The sequence below is a fragment of the Streptomyces ruber genome (assembly GCF_014648075.1).
GTDB lineage: Bacteria > Actinomycetota > Actinomycetes > Streptomycetales > Streptomycetaceae > Streptomyces > Streptomyces ruber.
Genome location: NZ_BMQK01000015.1, coordinates 54,031 through 73,170, shown reverse-complemented (window position 1 = coordinate 73,170; position 19,140 = coordinate 54,031). Strand labels below are relative to the sequence as shown.

Sequence of the window (19,140 nt, the reverse complement as noted above, 5' to 3'; positions counted from 1 at the left end):
TGTGTTACGGACGTGTGTGACGTAGCCGTGCCGAGACCCAACGGGCCCGGCGGCGCAGAATCCGCGGGATTCCCAACTGCGGGTTCGTGCCCGTGAGCTGCGGCATTCCCCCCTGGTAGGAGCTCAGCTCCGAGGCCGAGCGGCGGTTGCGTGCTGCGTCACTGTAATCGTGCGTCCAGCCCATACCCGGACGTGTGCCCCTGCCCCAAGGTCGATAACCGCTCTCAGGCCCCCCAATCGGGGTATGCATCGGGCATGTGTTCCGGGCGTCGGCCGGTGGTCCCGATCCGGCCACCGACCGTGTTCACGCGGTCACCGATCGGGTTCGGGATCCTTCAGCCAGTTGATGAGTTCGGCCGAGAACGCCACCGGATCCTCCTCGTGCGGGAAGTGGCCGAGGCCGTCGAACAGCCGCCACCGGTAGGGCGCCTCGACGTACTCGCCGGAACCGGCCGCGCTGCGCGTGCGCATCACCGGGTCGAGCGAGCCGTGCAGATGGAGCGTGGGCACCCGGACCGGACGTTTCATACGGCGGTTGAACTGGATGCCGTCCGGCCGGGCCATCGAGCGGACCATCCAGCGGTACGGCTCGATCGAGCAGTGCGCGGTCGACGGGATGCACATGGCGCGCCGGTACGTCTCCACCGTCTCGTCGTCCGGGAGCCGCGGTCCCGACCAGTCCCGCAGCAGACGAGCCACCAGGGCACCGTCGTCGGCGGTGAGCTGCCGCTCGGGGATCCAGGGCCGCTGGAAGCCCCAGATGTAGGAGCTCGCGGTCGTCTGCTTCACGTCGGACAGCATCGCGGAGCGCCAGCGCCTCGGGTGCGGCATCGAGGCGACCGCGAGTCGCCGCACGAGCTTGGGCCGCATCACGGCGGCCGTCCACGCCAGATAGCCGCCCAGGTCGTGGCCGACCAGCGCGGCGTCGGGCTCGCCGAGGGAGCGGACCACGCCGGTGATGTCGAGCGCGAGATTGGCCGGGTCGTAACCCCGGGGCGTGCGGTCGCTGCCGCCGACGCCGCGCAGATCCATGGCCACGGCTCGGAAGCCCGCCTCGGCCAGGGCGACGAGCTGGTGCCGCCAGGTCCACCAGAACTGCGGGAAGCCGTGCAGCAGGAGGACCAGCGGGCCGTCACCCAGCTCGGCGATGTGGAAGCGTGCACCGTTGGCCGCGACGTCCCGGTGTGTCACCTCTTTCCCGCCGGGCAGGTCGAGCCGTACGACCGACGTGGGCTGTGCCGGAGCCGGAACCGGCGTCACATCCGAAGCCAGTGCCGGAGCCGGAGCCGGAGCCGGAGCCGACGCCGAAGCTGCTGCCGGGCCTGGGAGCGACGCCGTATCGGGAACCGGCGGCGACGCCGGGCCCGGGACCGACGCGGACGCCGCGGCGCTCTCTGATCCCGTGGGAGCGGGCGGCTCCGAGGCGGCTGGTGACGCCGGGGAAGCTGCGGCGGCCCGGAACGCCGGGGAGTCCGGGGATGCCGGGTTGGGGGCGGGGTCCGTCATGACGACGAGCGTGCCACAGCCTCGACGGTGCCGTCGGCCGACTGCGGCTGACGGTGGTGCGGCTTGGCCTGTCGCAGGATGCTCGCGCTCTCCTTGACCGAGGCGGCGACCTTCTGCGGGCCCTGCCCCTTCTTGGCCTTCTTCGCGAAGACGACGCCGATCAGTGCGAGCACCCCGGCGACCAGCACGTTCGCGGCGAACGACAGCAGGAAGCAGATGGCGAGGTTCCAGTTGCTCCACGTCCGGATGCCGTACGCGAGGGCGAAGCTCAGCATGGGCAGGGAGAAGATCAGTACCGCGCCGGCCGCCGTGAAGGCGCCGCCGCCGACCGCACCGCGCTTGACGTCCTGCTTGAGCTGGGCCTTGGCCAGCGCGATCTCGTCGTGCACCAGTGCGGACAATTCGGTCGTCGCCGAGGCGAACAGCTGGCCGATGCTGTGTTCGGCGCCGACCGGGCTGCCGTCGGGTGCGCTCATCGAAGTCTCCCTCTTCCGCGTCCTGCGGCGTCCCGGGGCCGTGAGGCCTGTGCGGCCTCGGCCGTGCGAGGGTCTGCGTACGGTCCGGTCCGCCGGCAGGGCTCGCGCGGCGCCTTGTCGCCAAGGCCACTGCGCGTGCTCCGTCGTGCGTCCTTCGTACGGCTCCGGGGTGCCTGCGAATTCTGTACGGTCCTGTCAGATCATGCCGGACCGTCGTACCGCTCGCCTGCCCTGCCCACCACTTCGGCAAGCCTGCGGTGCTCGGCGGCCTTGCGTTCGTACATCTCGGCCATGCGCAGGTGGTACGCCGGATCGTGCTGCTCGTAGATGTCGGGGACGCCGTCGAGGTCGTCGTCGCGCTCCTCCTCCGCGTGCAGCCGCGCGTACTTGGCGTTGCGTACCTTCAGCAGCACGGTGGCCAGCACGGCCGCTATGAAGGAGCCGAGGAGGACGGCGGCCTTGATCCGGTCGGTGAGCTCCGCGTCGCCCGCGAAGGCGAGATCGCCGATGAGCAGCGACACGGTGAAACCGATACCGGCGAGCGTGGCGACCGCGAACACGTCCGGCCAGGCGAGGTCGTCGCTGAGCGTGGCCCTGGTGAACCGGGCCGTCAGCCAGGTCCCGGCGAAGATGCCGACCGTCTTGCCGACGACGAGACCGAGCACCACACCCAGCGTCTCGGGCTGCGCGAAAACGTCGGCGATCGCACCTCCGGAGACCGCGACACCCGCGCTGAACAGGGCGAACAGCGGTACGGCGAGACCGGCGGACAGCGGCCGTACGAGGTGCTCGATGTGCTCGCCGGGGGACTGCTCCTCGCCCTCCCGCCGCGTGCAGCGCAGCATCAGGCCCATCGCGACACCGGCGATCGTGGCGTGGATGCCGCTGTTGTACATCAGTCCCCAGATGACGAGGGCCAGCGGGACGTACACGTACCAGCCGCGCACGCCCTTCCGCAGCAGCCACCAGAAGACGGCGAGACCGACGAGCGCGCCGCCGAGCGCGGCGAAGTTCAGGTCGCTGGTGAAGAACACCGCGATGATCAGGATGGCGAACAGGTCGTCGACGACGGCGAGGGTGAGCAGGAAGGCGCGCAGGGCGGCGGGCAGCGAGGTGCCGATGACCGCGAGGACGGCCAGGGCGAAGGCGATGTCGGTGGCGGTGGGTACCGCCCAGCCGCCGAGCGAGCCGCCACCGGCGAGGTTGGTGAGCGTGTAGACGAGCGCGGGGGCGGCCATGCCGCAGAGCGCGGCGACGACGGGCAGGAGGGCCGCCTTGGGATCCCGTAGTTCACCGGCGACCAGTTCGCGCTTGAGTTCGACGCCGGCGACGAAGAAGAAGACGGCGAGCAGTCCGTCCGCGGCCCAGTGCCCTATGGAAAGGTCGAGGCCGAGTGCGGCGGGGCCCAGGTGGAAGTCCCGTACGGCTGCGTAGCTGGAGGCCAGCGAGGGGACGTTCGCCCAGATCAGCGCCGTGACGGCGGCCACCAGGAGGAGGACACCGCCGACGGTCTCGGTGCGCAGCGCCTCCGCGACGAAGTTCCGCTCGGGCAGGGACAGACGGCCGAGGAACCTGCGGGCGGTCGCGGGGGGAGTGGGGGTACGGCGGGCGGACATCTGAGGGAGCCTCCGGTCGGTGGGCAGGGCTGATCATCTGCCGACCAGACTTCCCGGCGCGCCTCGAATACCTTCTCGTTCGGTTATGTGTTCCTGAGCTTATCCAATGGTGGGCGCCGGGAGGCCCGGCCCCGGTGCTGATGCGGAGGGTGTCCCACAGGGCGCGCCAGGGAGGGACACCCATCACCACTGGCAACGGGTGCCCCTCCAGTGACGTACTCAGTCCTCGCTCGGCGCCGCGGGCAGCTTGGTCTGGATGAGGTCCATGACCGTCGAGTCGGCCAGTGTCGTCACGTCTCCGACCTGGCGGTTCTCCGCCACATCGCGGAGCAGACGCCGCATGATCTTGCCGGAGCGGGTCTTGGGCAGCTCCGCCACCGGCAGGATGCGCTTCGGCTTGGCGATGGGACCGAGGGTCGTGCCCACGTGGTTCCGCAGCTCGGCCACCAGGTCCTCGGTCTCGGAGGACGTACCGCGCAGGATCACGAACGCCACGATCGCCTGACCGGTCGTCTCGTCGGCCGCGCCGACCACGGCCGCCTCCGCCACCGACGGGTGCGACACGAGCGCCGACTCCACCTCGGTGGTGGAGATGTTGTGACCGGACACGAGCATCACGTCGTCGACACGGCCGAGCAGCCAGATGTCGCCGTCCTCGTCCTTCTTGGCACCGTCCCCGGCGAAGTACCTGCCCTCGAAGCGCGACCAGTAGGTGTCGATGAACCGCTGGTCGTCGCCCCAGATGGTGCGCAGCATCGACGGCCACGGCTCGGTCAGGACCAGGTAGCCACCGCCGCCGTTCGGGACCTCGTTCGCCTCGTCGTCGACGACGGTCGCGGAGATGCCCGGCAGCGGCCGCTGGGCGGAACCCGGCTTGGTCTCCGTCACACCCGGCAGCGGCGAGATCATCATCGCGCCGGTCTCGGTCTGCCACCAGGTGTCCACGATCGGTGTCGTGTCCGCGCCGATGTTCTTGCGGTACCAGACCCATGCCTCCGGGTTGATCGGCTCGCCGACCGACCCGAGGACGCGCAGGCTGGACAGGTCGAACTTCGCGGGGATGTCGTCGCCCCACTTCATGAACGTACGGATGGCCGTCGGCGCCGTGTAGAGGATGGTGACGCCGTACTTCTGCACGATCTCCCAGAAGCGGCCCTGGTGCGGCGTGTCGGGTGTGCCCTCGTACATGACCTGCGTCGCGCCGTTGGCCAGCGGTCCGTACACGATGTACGAGTGGCCGGTCACCCAGCCGACGTCCGCCGTGCACCAGTACACGTCGGTCTCGGGCTTGAGGTCGAAGACGGCGTGGTGGGTGTACGCCGTCTGGGTGAGGTAGCCGCCGGAGGTGTGCAGGATGCCCTTCGGCTTCCCCGTCGTGCCCGATGTGTAGAGGATGAAGAGCGGGTGCTCCGCCTCGAACGCCTCGGGGGTGTGCTCGGCGGACTGCCGCCCGACGACGTCGTGCCACCACACGTCCCGGCCCTCGGACCAGGCGACGTCCTGGCCCGTGCGGCGGACGACGAGGACGTGCTCCACGGTGCCGGCGCGTTCGACCGCCTCGTCCACCGCGGGCTTGAGGGCGGACGGCTTGCCGCGCCGGTAACCGCCGTCGGAGGTGATGACCACCCTGGCGTCGGCGTCCTGGATGCGGGCCGCGAGCGCGTCCGCGGAGAAGCCGCCGAACACCACGGAGTGGGCGGCGCCGATCCGGGCGCAGGCGAGCATCGCGACGGCCGTCTCGGGAATCATCGGCATGTAGACGGCGACCCGGTCGCCCTTCCGGACGCCCAGCTCCAGCAGGGCGTTCGCCGCCCTCGACACCTCGTCCTTGAGGTCGGCATAGGTGAGGGACCGGCTGTCGCCCGGCTCGCCCTCGAAGTGGATGGCGACCCGGTCGCCGTGTCCGGCCTCTACGTGCCGGTCCACACAGTTGTAGGCGACATTGAGCCTGCCGTCCTCGAACCACTTGGCGAACGGCGGATTCGACCAGTTCAGGGTCTTCGTGGGCTCGGTGTCCCAGGTCAGGCGGCGGGCCTGCTCGGCCCAGAAGCCGAGCCTGTCAGCCTTGGCCTGTTCGTACGCCTCCGCGGTGACGTTGGCGTGTGCGGCCAGGTCGGCGGGGGGTGCGAACCTGCGCTCTTCCTTGAGCAGGTTGGCCAAGGATTCGTTGCTCACGACATCTCCCTTTCTCAGGGTGTCCGTTGTGTCCCGGGCCACAGCTCATCAGACAAGGCTGCCGCTGACAAGGGTCGACGGGTTAGTGGTGTAGACCTGTGGACGGGAGGCTCCGCAGTTGGGGCCACTGATGGTCACGGACGCGGGGCGGACGGGGTTCAGACGGGGCGCGCGGGGGATCGGGAAGACGGACGGGGTCGGAGAGGATCGGATTCACGCCGACTTCCCGGTCCTGGCCGCGCCGAACCTGTCGGAAACCGGTCGCGGTCGTGTGCTCCGGCAGACCGCCGGAGCACACGACCGCGGCGGTTCACGTCACGCGGAGTCGCGCTGATCCTCGGAGTCGTGCGCCTCCACGTGGTGGAACAGCCCGGACTCATCGGTGAGCAGGTACGCCTGTGCCTCGCCCACATGGAAGTACATGCCGTGCAGCTCCAGCCCGCCCTCGCGCAGAGCGCGAGCCACGGATTCGTGCGCCTGCAGGTGCTCCAACTGCTGGAGCACGTTGCTGAGGCAGAGCTGCTCCGCCGCGTCGACCGGCGCCCGCCCGGCGATCCGGGCCCAGGGCCGCTCCGTGTCCGCCATGCGCTCCAGGCTCGGCAGCCCGTGCCGCAGCCATCGGGCGAGCGGTGTCCGGGCGGCTTCGGGAGCCGCGTTCAGCAGGGCCTGCATCGCACCGCAGCCGGAGTGCCCGCACACGGTGATCGACCGCACCTTCAGTACGTCCACCGCGTACTCGATCGCCGCCGCCACCGAGTCGTCCCCGCTCTCCTCGCCGGGCAGGGGGACGAGATTGCCCACATTGCGTACGACGAAGAGATCGCCCGGACCGCTGGACGTGATCATCGATGTGACGAGCCGTGAGTCGGCGCAGGTCAGGAAGAGCTGCGAGGGCTGCTGTCCCTCACGCGCCAGCCGGGCCAGCTCACCGCGCACCAGGGGAGCGGTGTTCCGCTGGAACGCGCTGATTCCGCGTGCCAGCCGGTACGAGCTGGGCACGGTGTGCGGAACCTCCTCGGCCTGTTCGCCGGACGCGGCGGGGCGTGGGCTCTCGCAGTGGTGGTTGCGCCAGGGTGTCCATGGGCGGCACCGGCAGCCGGACGCGTCGGCGGGCTCGGCGATCCGCACGCCGTTGCGCCCGGTGAGTTCCACGGATCCGCCTTGCGCGGTGTGCGTCTTCTGCCAGTCCTGCAGCGTCTCGTAGGCGGCATGGTCCATGAACGAGCCGTCCAGCTCCACCACCGCCTCGGCGCCATGGGGGACCAGGTGCAGGGCGCGGCTCAGCCGGGGCACCGCGAGGAACGTCAGCTGGCCTCTCACATGGACGAAGTGGACCCCGTCCTCCTCGTCGTGCGTGATGCGGGTGCGGGCGAGCCGGTGCAGGGCGACGGTGACGGCCACGGCGACACCCGCCGCGACGCCCTCCAGGACGCCGAGGAGCACGACGCCGAGCGTGGTGACGGCGTACACCAGCACTTCACGGTGCCGGGTGACCGTACGGATGTGGTGGAGGGAGACCATCTGGACGCCGACGGCCATCACGAGGGCCGCGAGCGAGGCGAGGGGAATCAGTTCGAGCATCGGGACCAGCAGCAGCGCGGCCACGACGACCCACAGGCCGTGCAGCATCGTGGAGTTGCGGCTCACGGCGCCGGCGTGCACGTTCGCCGAGCTGCGCACGGCGACACCGGCCACGGGCAGTCCGCCGAGCGTACCGGAGAGGATGTTGGCGGCACCCTGGCCGAGCAGTTCCCTGTCGAGGTTCGACCGCGTCAGGCCCGGCCGTCCCGCCGCGAGTTTGTCCACCGCGACGGCGCCCAGCAGCGACTGCACACTGCACACCAGCGTGGTGGTGAGGACGGCCGCGGCGAGACCGAGCGCCGGTCCCTCGGGGAGGCCGGCCAGGGCGTGGCTGTGCCAGGAGGGCAGGTCGACCTTGGGCAGGTGCAGCCCGGCGAGGGCGGCGGTCGTGGTGGCCGCGGCGACGGCGACGAGCGCGCCGGGTGCCTTGCGCAGCAGGCGGCCGGCCCGGCCGGGCAGCCGGGGCCAGGCGAGCAGCACGGCGAGGGTCAGGGCGCTCGTCACCAGGGCGGCGGGGTGCAGCCGTGCCAGCTGGGCGGGCAGGGCGCGGAGGTTGTCGACGACGGCGCTCTGCGGGGTGCCGCCGAGCACGATGTGGAGCTGGGCGACGGCGATGGTGACGCCGATGCCGGCGAGCATCCCGTGCACGATCGCCGGGCTGACGGCCAGTGCCGTACGGGCCACGCGCAGGCACCCGAGCCCGAGCTGGGCGAGCCCGGCCAGGACGGTGATGGCGCAGGTGGTCCGCCAGCCGTAGCGCTGGATGAGCTCGGCGGTCACCACGGTGAGCCCGGCGGCGGGGCCGCTGACCTGGAGCGGGGAACCGCCGATGCGCCCGGCGACGACGCCTCCGACGGCGGCGGCGACCAGACCGGCCTGGAGAGGCGCGCCGGTGGCGAGGGCGATGCCGAGGGACAGCGGGAGAGCGATCAGGAAGACGGCGAGTGAGGCGGACAGATCGGCGCCCTCGACCCGGAACCGCCGGTGCGGGACGCGTGGGGGGCTGTGGGGTGGGTGGGCGCTCTTCGTCCGAGTCGGTTCGGTGTCTCGGGCGGGGACGCAGGCTGGCATGGTTCCCGTCTCCTCCGGGGCGGCGCGGTCCGTAGCAGGTGGTCCCCGCGGATGAGCGGGGCCGGGTGACCGTGGGTCACGGCGTAAAGCGGCGGGATCTCTGGAGATGTCTCGACGAGCCGAAGCGCCGGATGTCCCAACGCTCGGTAAATGAATCGTAATCAAGAGTAAAGGGCAGGTCTGGATAATCGCCGCAAATGGGGTAGTAGACCACCCCAAGGAATGAATAGTGTTTTTTATCAGCTTGTCGTACAAATCCTTCGAGTGGTTCGTGCGACGTTGCTCAGCGATGTCCCGACTGCAGGAAGGAGGTGGCACCACCATGGCCACTCCCCAGAGGATCGCCGCAGGGGTCGCGCTCGCCGCCGTCTGCGCCCCGGCGCTCGCCGGTTGCGCGCTCGGTGGCGCCGGTCCGGAGAGAGACGTGCGCCGTGGGAGAAAGGCCGCCGCGGCTCCGGCACCCGGCAGCGTCATGCGTCCGATCGGCGACGGCTCGACCGCCTACACCGGGAGCCAACCGCATCTGCCCAGGCCCGAGCGGTTGAGACCGGGGCAGCGGCCGCCGCAGTTCGTGGTCTTCTCCTGGGACGGAGCGGGCGAGGACGGTCAGCGGCTGTTCTCACACTTCCGCAAGGTGGCCAGGGAGAACGACGCCACGATGACGTACTTCCTGAGCGGCGTGTACCTGCTCCCGGAGGCGAGGAGCGAGCGGTACGAGCCGCCGCGGCACGCGCCGGGCAGCTCGGACATCGGCTTCAACGATGTGCGGGGCGTCAGGGACACCGTGAAGCAGCTGAGAGGTGCGTGGCTGGAGGGCAACGAGATCGGGACCCACTTCAACGGGCACTTCTGTGGTGAGGGCGGAGGGGTCGGCGAGTGGTCGGTGGCCGAGTGGAAGAGCGAGATCAGCCAGGCCAAGACTTTCGTGAAGTCCTGGAGGACCACAGCGAGAGCCGGGAAGGAGGCCCCGCTGCCCTTCGACTACGACAAGGAGCTGATCGGCGGCCGCACTCCCTGTCTCGAGGGCCGGGAGAACTTCCGGAAGGCCGCCCGCGACCTGGGCTTCCGCTACGACAGCAGCGGTGTCAACGACCAGGTGTGGCCCGAGAAGAAGCGGGGGCTGTGGGACCTGTCGATGCAACTCGTTCCCGTCCCCGGCCGCGGCTTCGAGACGCTGACCATGGACTACAACTTCTACATGAACCAGTCCGACGCGCGGACCGGGGACCCGGACCTGCACGACCACTGGGGCGACCAGTTCCGCGACGGCCTGCTCAGGGGATTCCGGCGGGCCTATCACGGCAACCGGGCACCCCTGATCATCGGCAATCACTTCGAGTCCTGGAACGGCGGCACCTACATGCGTGCCGTGGAGGAGACCGTCGAGAGGGTCTGCACCCAGCGCGACGTACGCTGCGTCTCCTTCCGCCAACTCGCCGACTGGCTCGACGCACAGGACCCCAGGATCCTCGCCAAGCTGCGCAGCCTCAAGGTCGGCCAGGCTCCGGAGCGGGGCTGGAAGACCTTCCTGGGCGGCGAGCCCGCTCCCGCCCCGAGAGGTGTCCCCGGTGCGCCGGCAGCCGGACGGTGACCTCCGTACTGCCGGCCGGACAGCCGCCGGAAGCCGGGCACGAGGCGAGGATCAGGCCGTGGCCGCGAAACCCTCGCCGAGGACGAACCCGGGGTCGACCTGTGCCGCCAGGTCGGCTCCGGTGCGCGCGTTGCCCCATGTGCTCGCGTTCTTCAGGTGGAAGTGGATCATCTGGCGCGTGTAACGCTCCCAGTCCCGTCGGTGGTACGTGACGTCCGCGGTCGCCTGCAGGGTGCGCAAGGAGTCGCGGTCGGCCTCCTCCAGGTGCTCGAACGCCGACGGCCGCCCCTTCTCCATGGCGCGTACCCAGTCCGAGTGCCCCACGGCGACCAGGAGGTCGTCGCCGACCTCCGCGCGCAGGAAGTCGAGGTCGTCCTGGCCCTGCACCTTGTTCCCGACGACCTTCAGGGCGACCCCGTAGTCCTGGGCGTACTCCTTGTACTGGCGGTAGACCGACACGCCCTTCCGGGTGGGCTCGGCGACCAGGAACGTGATGTCGAAGCGGGTGAACATGCCGGACGCGAAGGAGTCCGAGCCGGCCGTCATGTCGACCACCACGTACTCGTGGGGGCCGTCGACGAGGTGGTTCAGGAACAGCTCCACCGCGCCCGTCTTGGAGTGGTAGCAGGCGACGCCCAGGTCGGCGTCGGTGAAGGGGCCGGTGACCATCAGCCGGGCGGTGCCGCCGTCGAGCTTCACCGGACGCGCGCAGGCGTCGTACACCGGATTGTTCTCGCGCACCCGCAGCAACCGGGACCCCTGGCCGGGCGGAGTCGTCTTGATCATCGTCTCGGCGGACGCGATGCGGGGGTTGGAACCGCGCAGGTAGTCCTTGATCGACGGCAGCCGGTCGCCCATCGCGGGCAGCCCGGCGGCCTCCGCGTCATCGAGGCCGAGCGCGGCCCCCAAGTGCTGGTTGATGTCGGCGTCGACGGCGACGACCGGTGCCCCTACGGCAACCAGGTGCCGGATGAACAGGGAGGACAGGGTGGTCTTGCCGCTGCCGCCCTTCCCTACGAAAGCAATTTTCATGTTCACCTAGCGTAGTGTGCCGACCTCCCTGGGTGACTGCTTGGTGGGTGAGACCACTCGTTTGTGTGGGAGGGCGCGATGGGCGGGAGCGCCCCGACCGGGCGGGAGACGGCCGGGCGACGGGGCGCGTACTGTCGTACTCATGAGTACGAAAGGCGCGACCGCTGACCCCCTCGCGGCCCTGGGGGAGCTCCCCAGCGTGGCCGAGTCCGTCGAGTCCGTGCGCAAGGCCGTGGACCGGGTCTACGGGCACCGGATCATGCGCCGTCGCAGCAACGAGGTCACCTCGGAGGCGGCGCTTCGGGGGGCGCGCGGCTCCGCGGCGCTGGCCGGTGCCGACTGGGCCCTCGAGGAGGTGCGCCGCCGCAGTGACTTCAGCGGCGACGAAGCCCGTGTCATGGGTGCGGCGCTCCGGCTGACCGCCGAAGCGGGTCAGTTGCTGTCCATCTGGCGGCAGTCGCCCCTGCGCGTGCTGGCCCGGCTGCACCTGGTGGCGGCGGCGGACGGCGACGCGCGCGTGGGGCGTCCCCGGCAGCACGGTGAACAGGTCGACGAGCCGCTCGTGGACCTTCCGCTGCCGGACGCCGACGAGGTCGCGGGACGTCTGGACGGACTGTCCCGGCTGATCATCGCGGGCAGTTCGGCCCCGGCCCTGGTGACCGCCGCCGTCGTGCACGGCGAACTGCTGGCGCTGCGCCCCTTCGGCTCCCACAACGGCCTCGTCGCGCGCGCGGCCGAACGCATCGTCCTGGTCGGCAGCGGACTCGACCCCAAGTCCATCTGTCCCGCCGAGGTCGGCCACGCGGAACGGGGCCGCGCCGCCTATGTCGCCGCGCTGGAGGGCTACGTCTCCGGCACACCTGAGGGCATGTCCGCCTGGATCACCCACTGCGGCGAGGCGGTCGGACTCGGCGCCCGTGAGTCGACGGCCGTCTGCGAGGCCCTGCAGCGCGGAGCGGCCTGACGCCCTCTCACGAGTGCGGGTCGTGTTCCCTGCGCGGCGTTTCCGGCGCGGGGCCGGTCGCCCGGAAAGGGTAGCGGCGGTACGAGTACTCGTACCGCCGCCGGCATGTCCACCGGGTTACCATGCGTCCTCGATATGTTGCCCATCAGGTCGGGAACCTCGCCCGTCGCCTGGTGCGGCTGGCCCGTAATCGACGGGTCGACGTCGCGTGGGTGCTCGGTGTCCATGCTCGGTCCGTGTGGCCAATTGCGTTAAAGGTGATCCCTTCGGATGTCCCTTGGTCTCGCGGGCCGTTGAATCCTTTGTACTCCCGGACCGCACCAAGTGGAAGCCCTGGCTGCACTTCTTTACTTTTACGTTCAAACAGACGCGAAAAGGGCACCCGGGTTATCGGCCGGTCGGGAATGCTCGGCCTTGTTTCATGCCGTGGACATCCGTCGGCGGCTCGCGTACCAGACCAGGCCCGCCGTGGCCGCTGCGGCTCCTACGGCGGCCGCGGCCATGAGTGCCGGACGCGGCGTCACGGACAGCCGCTGCTTGAGTCGCACCGGGCGGTTGAAGTCCAGAATCGGCCACCCGCGCGCGAGCGCCTCGCGGCGCAGCGCGCGGTCCGGATTCACCGCGTGCGGGTGCCCGACGGTCTCCAGCATCGGCACGTCGGTCACGGAATCGCTGTAGGCATAGCATCGCGCGAGGTCGTAGCCCTCCGACTCGGCCAGCTCCCTGATCGCCTCCGCCTTCGTCGGGCCGTAGGCGTAGTACTCCACCTCGCCCGTGAAGCAGCCGTCGTCGCCGACGACCATCCGGGTCGCGACCACGCGGTCGGCGCCGAGCAGTTCACCGATCGGTTCGACCACCTCGGCTCCGGACGTCGAGACGATGACGACGTCCCGCCCGGCGAGGTGGTGCTCCTCGATGAGGGAGGCGGCCTCGTCGTAGATGATCGGATCGATCAGGTCGTGAAGCGTCTCGGCGACGATCTCCTTCACTTGTTGGACATTCCACCCGCGGCACAGCGCGGACAGGTACGCGCGCATCCGCTCCATCTGGACGTGGTCGGCGCCGCCGGCGAGGAAGACGAACTGGGCATATGCGGTATGCAAGACCGCTCTGCGGTTGATCAGGCCGCCTTGGTAGAACGACTTGCTGAACGTGAGTGTGCTCGACTTCGCAATGACCGTCTTGTCCAGGTCGAAGAAGGCCGCTGTGCGGGGCAAGGAGTGGTTATCCACGAGGCCGAGCATATGTGCCCGCCATTCGGGCTAGTGTGGGGCGCGTGGGTTTGCCTGAGAGGGCTCTCGGGTACACCATGGAAGTCACGGATCGTTCGCGACCGTGCTAACCCGGCCCGACTCCTCCCCCCCCCGAGTCGGCCGTGGGGACGACCCCCGCTCTCCCCCCCGGCGGGGGTCGTCGCATGTCCGGGTGGGTTTTCTCCACCTTTTCCGAGATCGCCGCGCCGTGTCGCGGCCTCTGGGCGGCCTTGGCCCACTCCTCATGATCCGTCACTGCGGGTAGCTGTCAGGCTGCGTTGCGGCAACCGTGCCGAGGCCGTGGCAAGGCCCCGGCGAAGCCTTGTCGGCGTCGTGCGGGAGCGTCGTCGGGGTCGCCTGTTTGAGTGACGGCGATATTCACAGCCCCTGCGATGTCCACAGTTTTAGACCAAGATCCACATGATTTCGGGGATCGCTGCACCGTGATTCCAGCACGCACCGCTGGCGGCGAGTTCATGGCCGGTTCGGTTTGCCGGTGCGCCCGGCCGGTTTCTGCCGGCCGTGCATATGGAGGCCGGTCGCCGGTTCTTCACACAGGACTTCAACACGGGCGGGATTCACGGGGCGAGGTGGGCTCCGGATCCGGCGCGGGGAGCAGCGAAGGGGGACGGACGTCATGGCGGGAGCCATCACCGACGACCGGCCGCCCGCCGCCGAAGGGCGGCAGGGCAGGCCGTTGATCGTCACCGAGGACGCGGAACTGCTGGACGACCTGCTGCGCCTGTGCGCGGCCGCAGGGGCCAGACCGGAGGTCCATCACGGCGGTCCGCAGGGCAGGGACAGCTGGGACTCGGCGCCGCTCGTCCTCGTCGGAGACGACGCAGCGCGCCGAGTGCGCGGGGCGGCGCGGAGAAGGGGCGTGGTGCTGGTCGGCCGGGACCAGGACGACTCCGGGATCTGGCGGCGGGCCGTGGAGATCGGCGCCGACCACGTGCTGGTGCTGCCGGACGGCGAGCAGTGGCTGGTCGACCGTATCGCCGACGTGGCCGAGGGGGTCGGCAGACCCGCCCTGACGGTCGGCGTCATCGGTGGCCGCGGCGGTGCCGGGGCGTCCACCCTGGCCTGCGCGCTCGCCGTCGCCTCCGCACGCCAGGGCCGACGCACCCTTCTTGTCGACGCGGACCCGCTCGGCGGCGGGCTCGATGTCCTCCTGGGCGGTGAGGCGGCCGAGGGGCTGCGCTGGCCCGACTTCGCCGCGTCGCGCGGCCGTGTCGGCGGCGGCGCCCTGGAGGAGTCGCTGCCCGAACTGCACGCGCTGCGGGTCCTCAGCTGGGACCGCGGTGACGCGGTCACCGTGCCTCCCCAGGCGGTACGGGCGGTGCTCGCCGCCGGCCGCCGACGGGGCGGCGCGGTGGTCGTCGACCTGCCGCGCCGCATCGACGACGGCGTCGCCGAGATGCTCGCCCAGATCGACGTGGGTCTCCTGGTCGTCCCTGCCGAACTGCGCGCGATCACGGCGGCCGGAAGAGTCGCCTCCGCTTTTGGCATGGTCCTGCGCGACCTGCGGGTGGCGGTTCGCGGCCCGTACGCGCCGGGGCTGGACGACCGCGAGGTGGCCCGGCTGCTCGGACTGCCACTGGTCGGCGAAGTGCCCGTGGAGACCGGGCTGATGGATACCGGCAACCATCCCGGCGGCGCCGTGCGCGGGCCGCTCGCCCGGTTCGGCAGCGCGTTCTGGGACCGGGCGCTGACGGGGGTCGAGGCCGCATGAGGAAGACCGACGCGCGCGTGGGCGTCCCCGGGTGCGCTTCTGACGGGAAGGAGGCCGCGTGAACGGCACCTGGGGCACGACGGCCGGTGACGGCCAAGCTCTCCTGGACGACGTACGGCAATGGCTCGCCGAGAACGGGTCCGAACCGACGCCCGCGCGCGTGGCCCAGGCGCTCCGGGAGCGGGCCCGGGTGCTCGGGGACACCGAAGTCCTCGGCGTGGCCGAGCGGTTGCGTTCCGAGCTGGTCGGCAGCGGGCCGCTGGAGCCGCTCCTCGCCGATCCGTCCGTGACCGACGTACTGGTGTCGGCACCCGACAGGGTCTGGGTGGACCGTGGCGGCGGCCTGGAGCTGACCGCGGTGACCTTCCCGGACGCGGCGGCCGTACGACGCCTGGCGCAGCGTCTGGCCGCCGTGGCCGGACGGCGGCTCGACGACGCCCGGCCGTGGGTGGACGCGCGGCTCCCGGACGGCACGCGTCTGCACGCCGTGCTGCCGCCGGTGGCCGTGGGCTCGACCTGTCTGTCCCTCCGGGTGGTGCGACCGAAGGCGTTCACTGTCGACGAGTTGGTGGCGGCGGGGACGGTGCCGCCCGGCGGAGCCCGCGTACTGCGGGCGCTGATCACCTCCCGCTCGTCCTACGTGATCAGCGGGGGCACCGGCACGGGCAAGACGACGCTGCTCAGCGCGTTGCTCGGGCTGGTCGATCCCGGTGAACGGATCGTGCTGGCCGAGGACTCGGCGGAGCTGCGGCCCGACCATCCGCACGTCGTACGGCTGGAGGGCAGACCCGCCAACCAGGAGGGGGCCGGGCTCGTCGAGTTGCAGGACCTGGTGCGGCAGGCGCTGCGGATGCGGCCCGACCGGCTGGTCGTCGGCGAGGTGCGAGGTCCCGAGGTCGTGTCCCTCCTCGCCGCCCTCAACACGGGCCACGAAGGAGGGTGCGGGACTCTGCACGCCAACGCCGCGGCACAGGTGCCCGCCCGCCTGGAGGCGCTGGGCACGGCGGCCGGGCTCGACCGGGCCGCGCTCCACAGCCAGCTGGCGGCAGCGCTGTCGGTGGTCCTCCACCTGGTACGGGATCGCGACGGGCGACGACGGATCGCGGAGGTGCACGTGCTGGAGCGGGCTCCTGGCGGACTGGTCGTGACGGTGCCCGCGCTGCGCTGGGGCGCCGGGGGCTTCGCGTACGAGCGGGGGTGGAAGCGGCTGCGAGAGCTGCTCGGGGTGCGGGACGGCAGCGGGACGCCGCTCGGGGGCGCGGCGCCGGAAGGGAGCGGAGGACTGTGACGGGAGTCGGGGGGCTGTCGGCCGAGGTGGTCGTGGCGTGTAGTGGGGCGGCGGCCTGGCTGCTGGGAGGGCCCGGCACCGAAGCGCGGCGGGCGCGGTTGTTGCTCGCGGGCGGCGGGCCGGTGGGGCCGCCGCCCTGGCGACGGGCGTTCGTGAGGGCGCGAGGGCTGGGAACCGAGTGGTGGACCGTGGCTGTCGGGGCGGCCGTGGCCGTGCTGGGCGAGTCCCCTCTGCCTGTTCTGGCCGGTGTGCTCGCCGTGCCGGCGCTCAGGCGGGTACGGCTGGCCCGGGAGGCGCGCCGGGCGCGGGAACGACGGGGCGACGCGGTCATCGCGCTCTGTGGGGCGCTCGCCGGGGAGGTGCGCGCAGGGCGGCAGCCGGGTGCGGCGCTGCTGCGGGCGGAACGGGACTGCGACGGGCTGGGCGAGGCGCAACCGCTCGTGCTGGCGGCGGCCCGGTTCGGTGGGGACGTACCGGGCGCGCTCGCGACCGCGGCGCGGCAGCCGGGCGCCGACGGCCTGCTGGGGCTCGCCGCGTGCTGGCGGGTGGCCGTGGACCGTGGCGCCGGCCTCGCGGCCGGCCTCGACCGCCTGGAGGGCGCCCTGCGCGCCGAGCGGGACCAGCGGGCGGATCTGCGCGCCCAGCTGGCGGGCGCCCGGTCCACGGCCGTGATGCTCGCCGGGCTGCCGGTGCTCGGGTTGCTGCTGGGAACCGCGCTCGGAGCCGACCCGCTGCACGTGGTGCTGCACAGCGCGGCCGGGCTTGGCTGTCTGTCGGTCGGCGGGGTGCTGGAGTGCGCCGGTCTGTGGTGGGCGCTGCGGATCGTACGGGGAGCGGAGAAGGCATGAGCGCGGGACTTGTCCACAGGCCGGAGGCACTGCTGTGCGTGACCGCGGGGCTGTGGTCGCTGGTGTGGGCGTCCGGTACCGCGCGGCGCGCGCGGCGAGTGCGCAGCCGGGCGGGGGCGCTGCTGCTCCGGGACACCGTGCCGTCGGGCCGGCGCCTCGTGGCGGTACGGGGCTGCCTGCGGCGGTGGCTGCCACCGGCGGGAGTGGCGTGCGCGGTGTGGCTGCTGATCGGGGGCGTCGGCGGGCTGCTGGGCGGAGCGGTGGCCGGGGTCGGAGGCTGGTGGTGGCTGCGGCGACCGGGCAGCCGGGCGGGCCGGGAACCGCACGGCACGGACCCGGAAACCGAGGATCCCGCCCACGTGGCGAGGCAGCTTCCGCTTGCCGCGGATCTGCTGGCCGCCTGTATCACGGCCGGGGCGAGCCCGGTCGCGGCCGCGTGGGCCGTCGGCGAGTCGCTGGGCGGCCCGGTCGGCCGACGGCTGTCCCGGGGAGCGGCGCAGCTACGGCTCGGGGGTGAACCGGCGCAGGTGTGGCGGGCGCTGGGTGCGCTGCCCGGTGCCGGTCGGCTGGCCCGCCTGCTGGAGCGAGCGGACGAGTCGGGGGTGCCGGCCGCCGTTCCGGCCGCGCGACTCGCTGCCGAGGCACGCGCCGAACGGGGACGTGCCGCGACCGAACGGGCGCGCCGGGCGGCCGTCATGGTGACCGTTCCGGTGGGGCTCTGCTTCCTGCCCGCGTTCATCGCGGTCGGGGTGCTGCCGGTGGTGATCGGACTCGCGGGCGGACTGCTGGGAGGAGGCGGACGGTGACGGACTGAGTGACGAGAACGACGACGGCGCAGTGGTGAACGCGGGAGAAAGGTACGGGGGTCGTGATGTTCAGGACGGTATGGGCCGCGGTGCGGCGAGTGGTGCGGGGACGGATGAGCGCCGTGGCACGCGGGGCGCGCGCGGCGGCGCGGAGGGACGCGGGAATGGTCACCTCGGAGTACGCGGTGGGCATCATCGCGGCGGTGGCCTTCGCCGCGGTGCTGTACAAGGTGGTGACCAGCGGACAGGTCCAGACGGAGCTGCAGGACATCGTGAAGCGGGCCCTCGATGGCGGGGCTTGAGAAGGACGGGGCGCTTCCTCGGCGGCGGTTCTCGCGGGCTTCGGTTCGTGGTGGGCAGCTGGTGCCGGGGGGCCTGGCGAGAGCGGGCGATCGGGGATTCGTGACGGCCGAGGCCGCCATGGCGCTGCCGGTGCTGGTGCTGTTCGTGACGGCGCTGGTGTGGGCGCTGCTCGCCGCGTGCGCGCAGATCCAGTGCGTGGATGCGGCGAGGGCGGGAGCCAGGGCCGCGGCGCGGCAGGACCCGCCGGACGCGGTCGTGGCGGCGGCCCGTCGGGCGGCGCCGGACGGGGCGCGGGTCGGCGTGAGCCGGGAGGGGGATCTCGTGCGTGTGGTGGTCACGGCCAACCCGCCGGGGCTGAGGGTCTTGGACATCGATCTGAGCCATGAGGCCGTGGCTCTGGCGGAGGAGACGGTGGGGGTGACCGGATGAGTACGGCCGGCCGAGATCGTGGCCGCGCGGTGCGACGGGCGGGTGGGGGAGGAGCAGAACGACGGACGAGAACGGGCGGGGCGAGGCGCGGTGCCGGTGCCGACCGCGGCTCCGCGACGGTTTGGGTCGTGGGCGCCGTCGCCGTGCTGTGCGTGGTCTTCGGTTCCGTACTGGCCGTGGGGCAGGCCTTCGTGATCCGGCACCGCGCCGCCGGGGCGGCCGACCTGGCGGCGCTCGCCGCCGCCGATCACTGGGCGGAGGGCACGGACGCGGCCTGCGCCGTGGCGGGCCGGGTCGCTCACGCCCAGGGCACCCGGCTCCTGCGGTGCGTGATCGAGGGTGACACCTCGGACGTGACGGCGGCGTCGGGCAGGGGACCGTTCACGGCGGAGATCAGATCACGAGCGGGACCGGCCGGACCTGTGGATCCGGCCACACCTGCCGACCCGGCTGCACTTGCGGACCAGGC

16 protein-coding genes and 1 pseudogene are annotated in these 19,140 nt (G+C 71.8%); 9 read left to right on the top strand and 8 right to left on the bottom strand.

Features of this window, described 5'->3' with window-relative positions:
• Positions 1 to 4: 4 nt before the first annotated feature.
• The 6 genes from IEZ04_RS35175 to IEZ04_RS26250 all read right to left on the bottom strand — a co-directional run bounded on the left by IEZ04_RS35175 (position 5) and on the right by IEZ04_RS26250 (position 8,425).
• Positions 5 to 184, bottom strand: coding sequence for a hypothetical protein (locus IEZ04_RS35175; RefSeq protein WP_229821284.1), 180 nt, complete (start codon positions 182 to 184; stop codon positions 5 to 7).
• A 128-nt stretch (positions 185 to 312) separates the two neighbouring features.
• Complete coding sequence (locus IEZ04_RS26270; protein WP_189219440.1) at positions 313 to 1,260, bottom strand: alpha/beta fold hydrolase; 948 nt, start codon at positions 1,258 to 1,260, stop codon at positions 313 to 315.
• A 242-nt stretch (positions 1,261 to 1,502) separates the two neighbouring features.
• The gene (locus IEZ04_RS26265; RefSeq protein WP_189219439.1) at positions 1,503 to 1,982 is read right to left on the bottom strand and encodes a phage holin family protein; all 480 of its coding nucleotides are present in this window, start codon (positions 1,980 to 1,982) and stop codon (positions 1,503 to 1,505) included.
• A 200-nt stretch (positions 1,983 to 2,182) separates the two neighbouring features.
• On the bottom strand, positions 2,183 to 3,598 hold the full coding sequence (gene nhaA / locus IEZ04_RS26260; RefSeq protein WP_189219438.1) for a Na+/H+ antiporter NhaA: 1,416 nt from the start codon (positions 3,596 to 3,598) through the stop codon (positions 2,183 to 2,185).
• A gap of 219 nt (positions 3,599 to 3,817) precedes the next feature.
• The gene (gene acs, locus IEZ04_RS26255) at positions 3,818 to 5,773 is read right to left on the bottom strand and encodes an acetate--CoA ligase (protein ID WP_189219437.1); all 1,956 of its coding nucleotides are present in this window, start codon (positions 5,771 to 5,773) and stop codon (positions 3,818 to 3,820) included.
• 315 nt (positions 5,774 to 6,088) lie between these two features.
• Positions 6,089 to 8,425 (bottom strand): SulP family inorganic anion transporter, encoded by a 2,337-nt coding sequence (locus tag IEZ04_RS26250; protein WP_189219436.1) that lies wholly within the window; start codon positions 8,423 to 8,425, stop codon positions 6,089 to 6,091.
• A gap of 322 nt (positions 8,426 to 8,747) precedes the next feature.
• On the opposite strand from IEZ04_RS26250, the gene IEZ04_RS26245 reads away from it, so the two are divergent.
• Positions 8,748 to 10,016: a polysaccharide deacetylase family protein gene (locus tag IEZ04_RS26245; RefSeq protein WP_189219435.1), complete on the top strand. Its 1,269-nt coding sequence runs from the start codon at positions 8,748 to 8,750 to the stop codon at positions 10,014 to 10,016.
• Positions 10,017 to 10,067: 51 nt separating this feature from the next.
• Here IEZ04_RS26245 and IEZ04_RS26240 read toward each other — a convergent pair whose 3' ends face one another.
• The gene (locus IEZ04_RS26240) at positions 10,068 to 11,048 is read right to left on the bottom strand and encodes an ATP-binding protein (RefSeq protein WP_189219434.1); all 981 of its coding nucleotides are present in this window, start codon (positions 11,046 to 11,048) and stop codon (positions 10,068 to 10,070) included.
• A 142-nt stretch (positions 11,049 to 11,190) separates the two neighbouring features.
• Between IEZ04_RS26240 and IEZ04_RS26235 the strand changes: the two genes are divergently transcribed.
• Entirely contained in the window at positions 11,191 to 12,012 is an 822-nt protein-coding gene (locus IEZ04_RS26235; RefSeq protein WP_189219433.1) for a Fic family protein, read from the top strand.
• A gap of 419 nt (positions 12,013 to 12,431) precedes the next feature.
• On the opposite strand, the gene IEZ04_RS26230 is transcribed toward IEZ04_RS26235, so the two are convergent.
• Positions 12,432 to 13,256 (bottom strand): HAD family hydrolase, encoded by an 825-nt coding sequence (locus tag IEZ04_RS26230; RefSeq protein ID WP_189219432.1) that lies wholly within the window; start codon positions 13,254 to 13,256, stop codon positions 12,432 to 12,434.
• Between the two features lie 646 nt (positions 13,257 to 13,902).
• On the opposite strand from IEZ04_RS26230, the gene ssd reads away from it, so the two are divergent.
• The 7 genes and pseudogenes from ssd to IEZ04_RS26195 form a co-directional block, all read left to right on the top strand.
• Positions 13,903 to 14,997, top strand: a complete 1,095-nt coding sequence (gene ssd / locus IEZ04_RS26225; protein WP_189219431.1) for a septum site-determining protein Ssd — start codon at positions 13,903 to 13,905, stop codon at positions 14,995 to 14,997.
• Positions 14,998 to 15,055: 58 nt separating this feature from the next.
• Positions 15,056 to 16,285 carry a TadA family conjugal transfer-associated ATPase gene (locus tag IEZ04_RS26220; RefSeq protein ID WP_189219430.1) on the top strand — a complete coding sequence of 410 codons (1,230 nt, stop codon included), beginning with the start codon at positions 15,056 to 15,058 and terminating at the stop codon, positions 16,283 to 16,285.
• Positions 16,282 to 17,133 carry a type II secretion system F family protein gene (locus IEZ04_RS26215; RefSeq protein ID WP_189219429.1) on the top strand — a complete coding sequence of 284 codons (852 nt, stop codon included), beginning with the start codon at positions 16,282 to 16,284 and terminating at the stop codon, positions 17,131 to 17,133. Before IEZ04_RS26220 ends, IEZ04_RS26215 begins: the two co-directional genes overlap by 4 nt.
• On the top strand, positions 17,130 to 17,939 hold the full coding sequence (locus IEZ04_RS26210; protein ID WP_189219428.1) for a type II secretion system F family protein: 810 nt from the start codon (positions 17,130 to 17,132) through the stop codon (positions 17,937 to 17,939). Before IEZ04_RS26215 ends, IEZ04_RS26210 begins: the two co-directional genes overlap by 4 nt.
• 65 nt (positions 17,940 to 18,004) lie before the next feature.
• Positions 18,005 to 18,241, top strand: a complete 237-nt coding sequence (locus IEZ04_RS26205) for a DUF4244 domain-containing protein (protein WP_189219427.1) — start codon at positions 18,005 to 18,007, stop codon at positions 18,239 to 18,241.
• Positions 18,242 to 18,359: 118 nt separating this feature from the next.
• Positions 18,360 to 18,671 (top strand): TadE family type IV pilus minor pilin, encoded by a 312-nt coding sequence (locus IEZ04_RS26200; protein WP_229821294.1) that lies wholly within the window; start codon positions 18,360 to 18,362, stop codon positions 18,669 to 18,671.
• Positions 18,668 to 19,120: pseudogene (locus tag IEZ04_RS26195) on the top strand (Rv3654c family TadE-like protein); the annotation flags it as partial. The gene IEZ04_RS26200 and the pseudogene IEZ04_RS26195, both read left to right, overlap by 4 nt.
• Positions 19,121 to 19,140 lie beyond the last annotated feature (20 nt).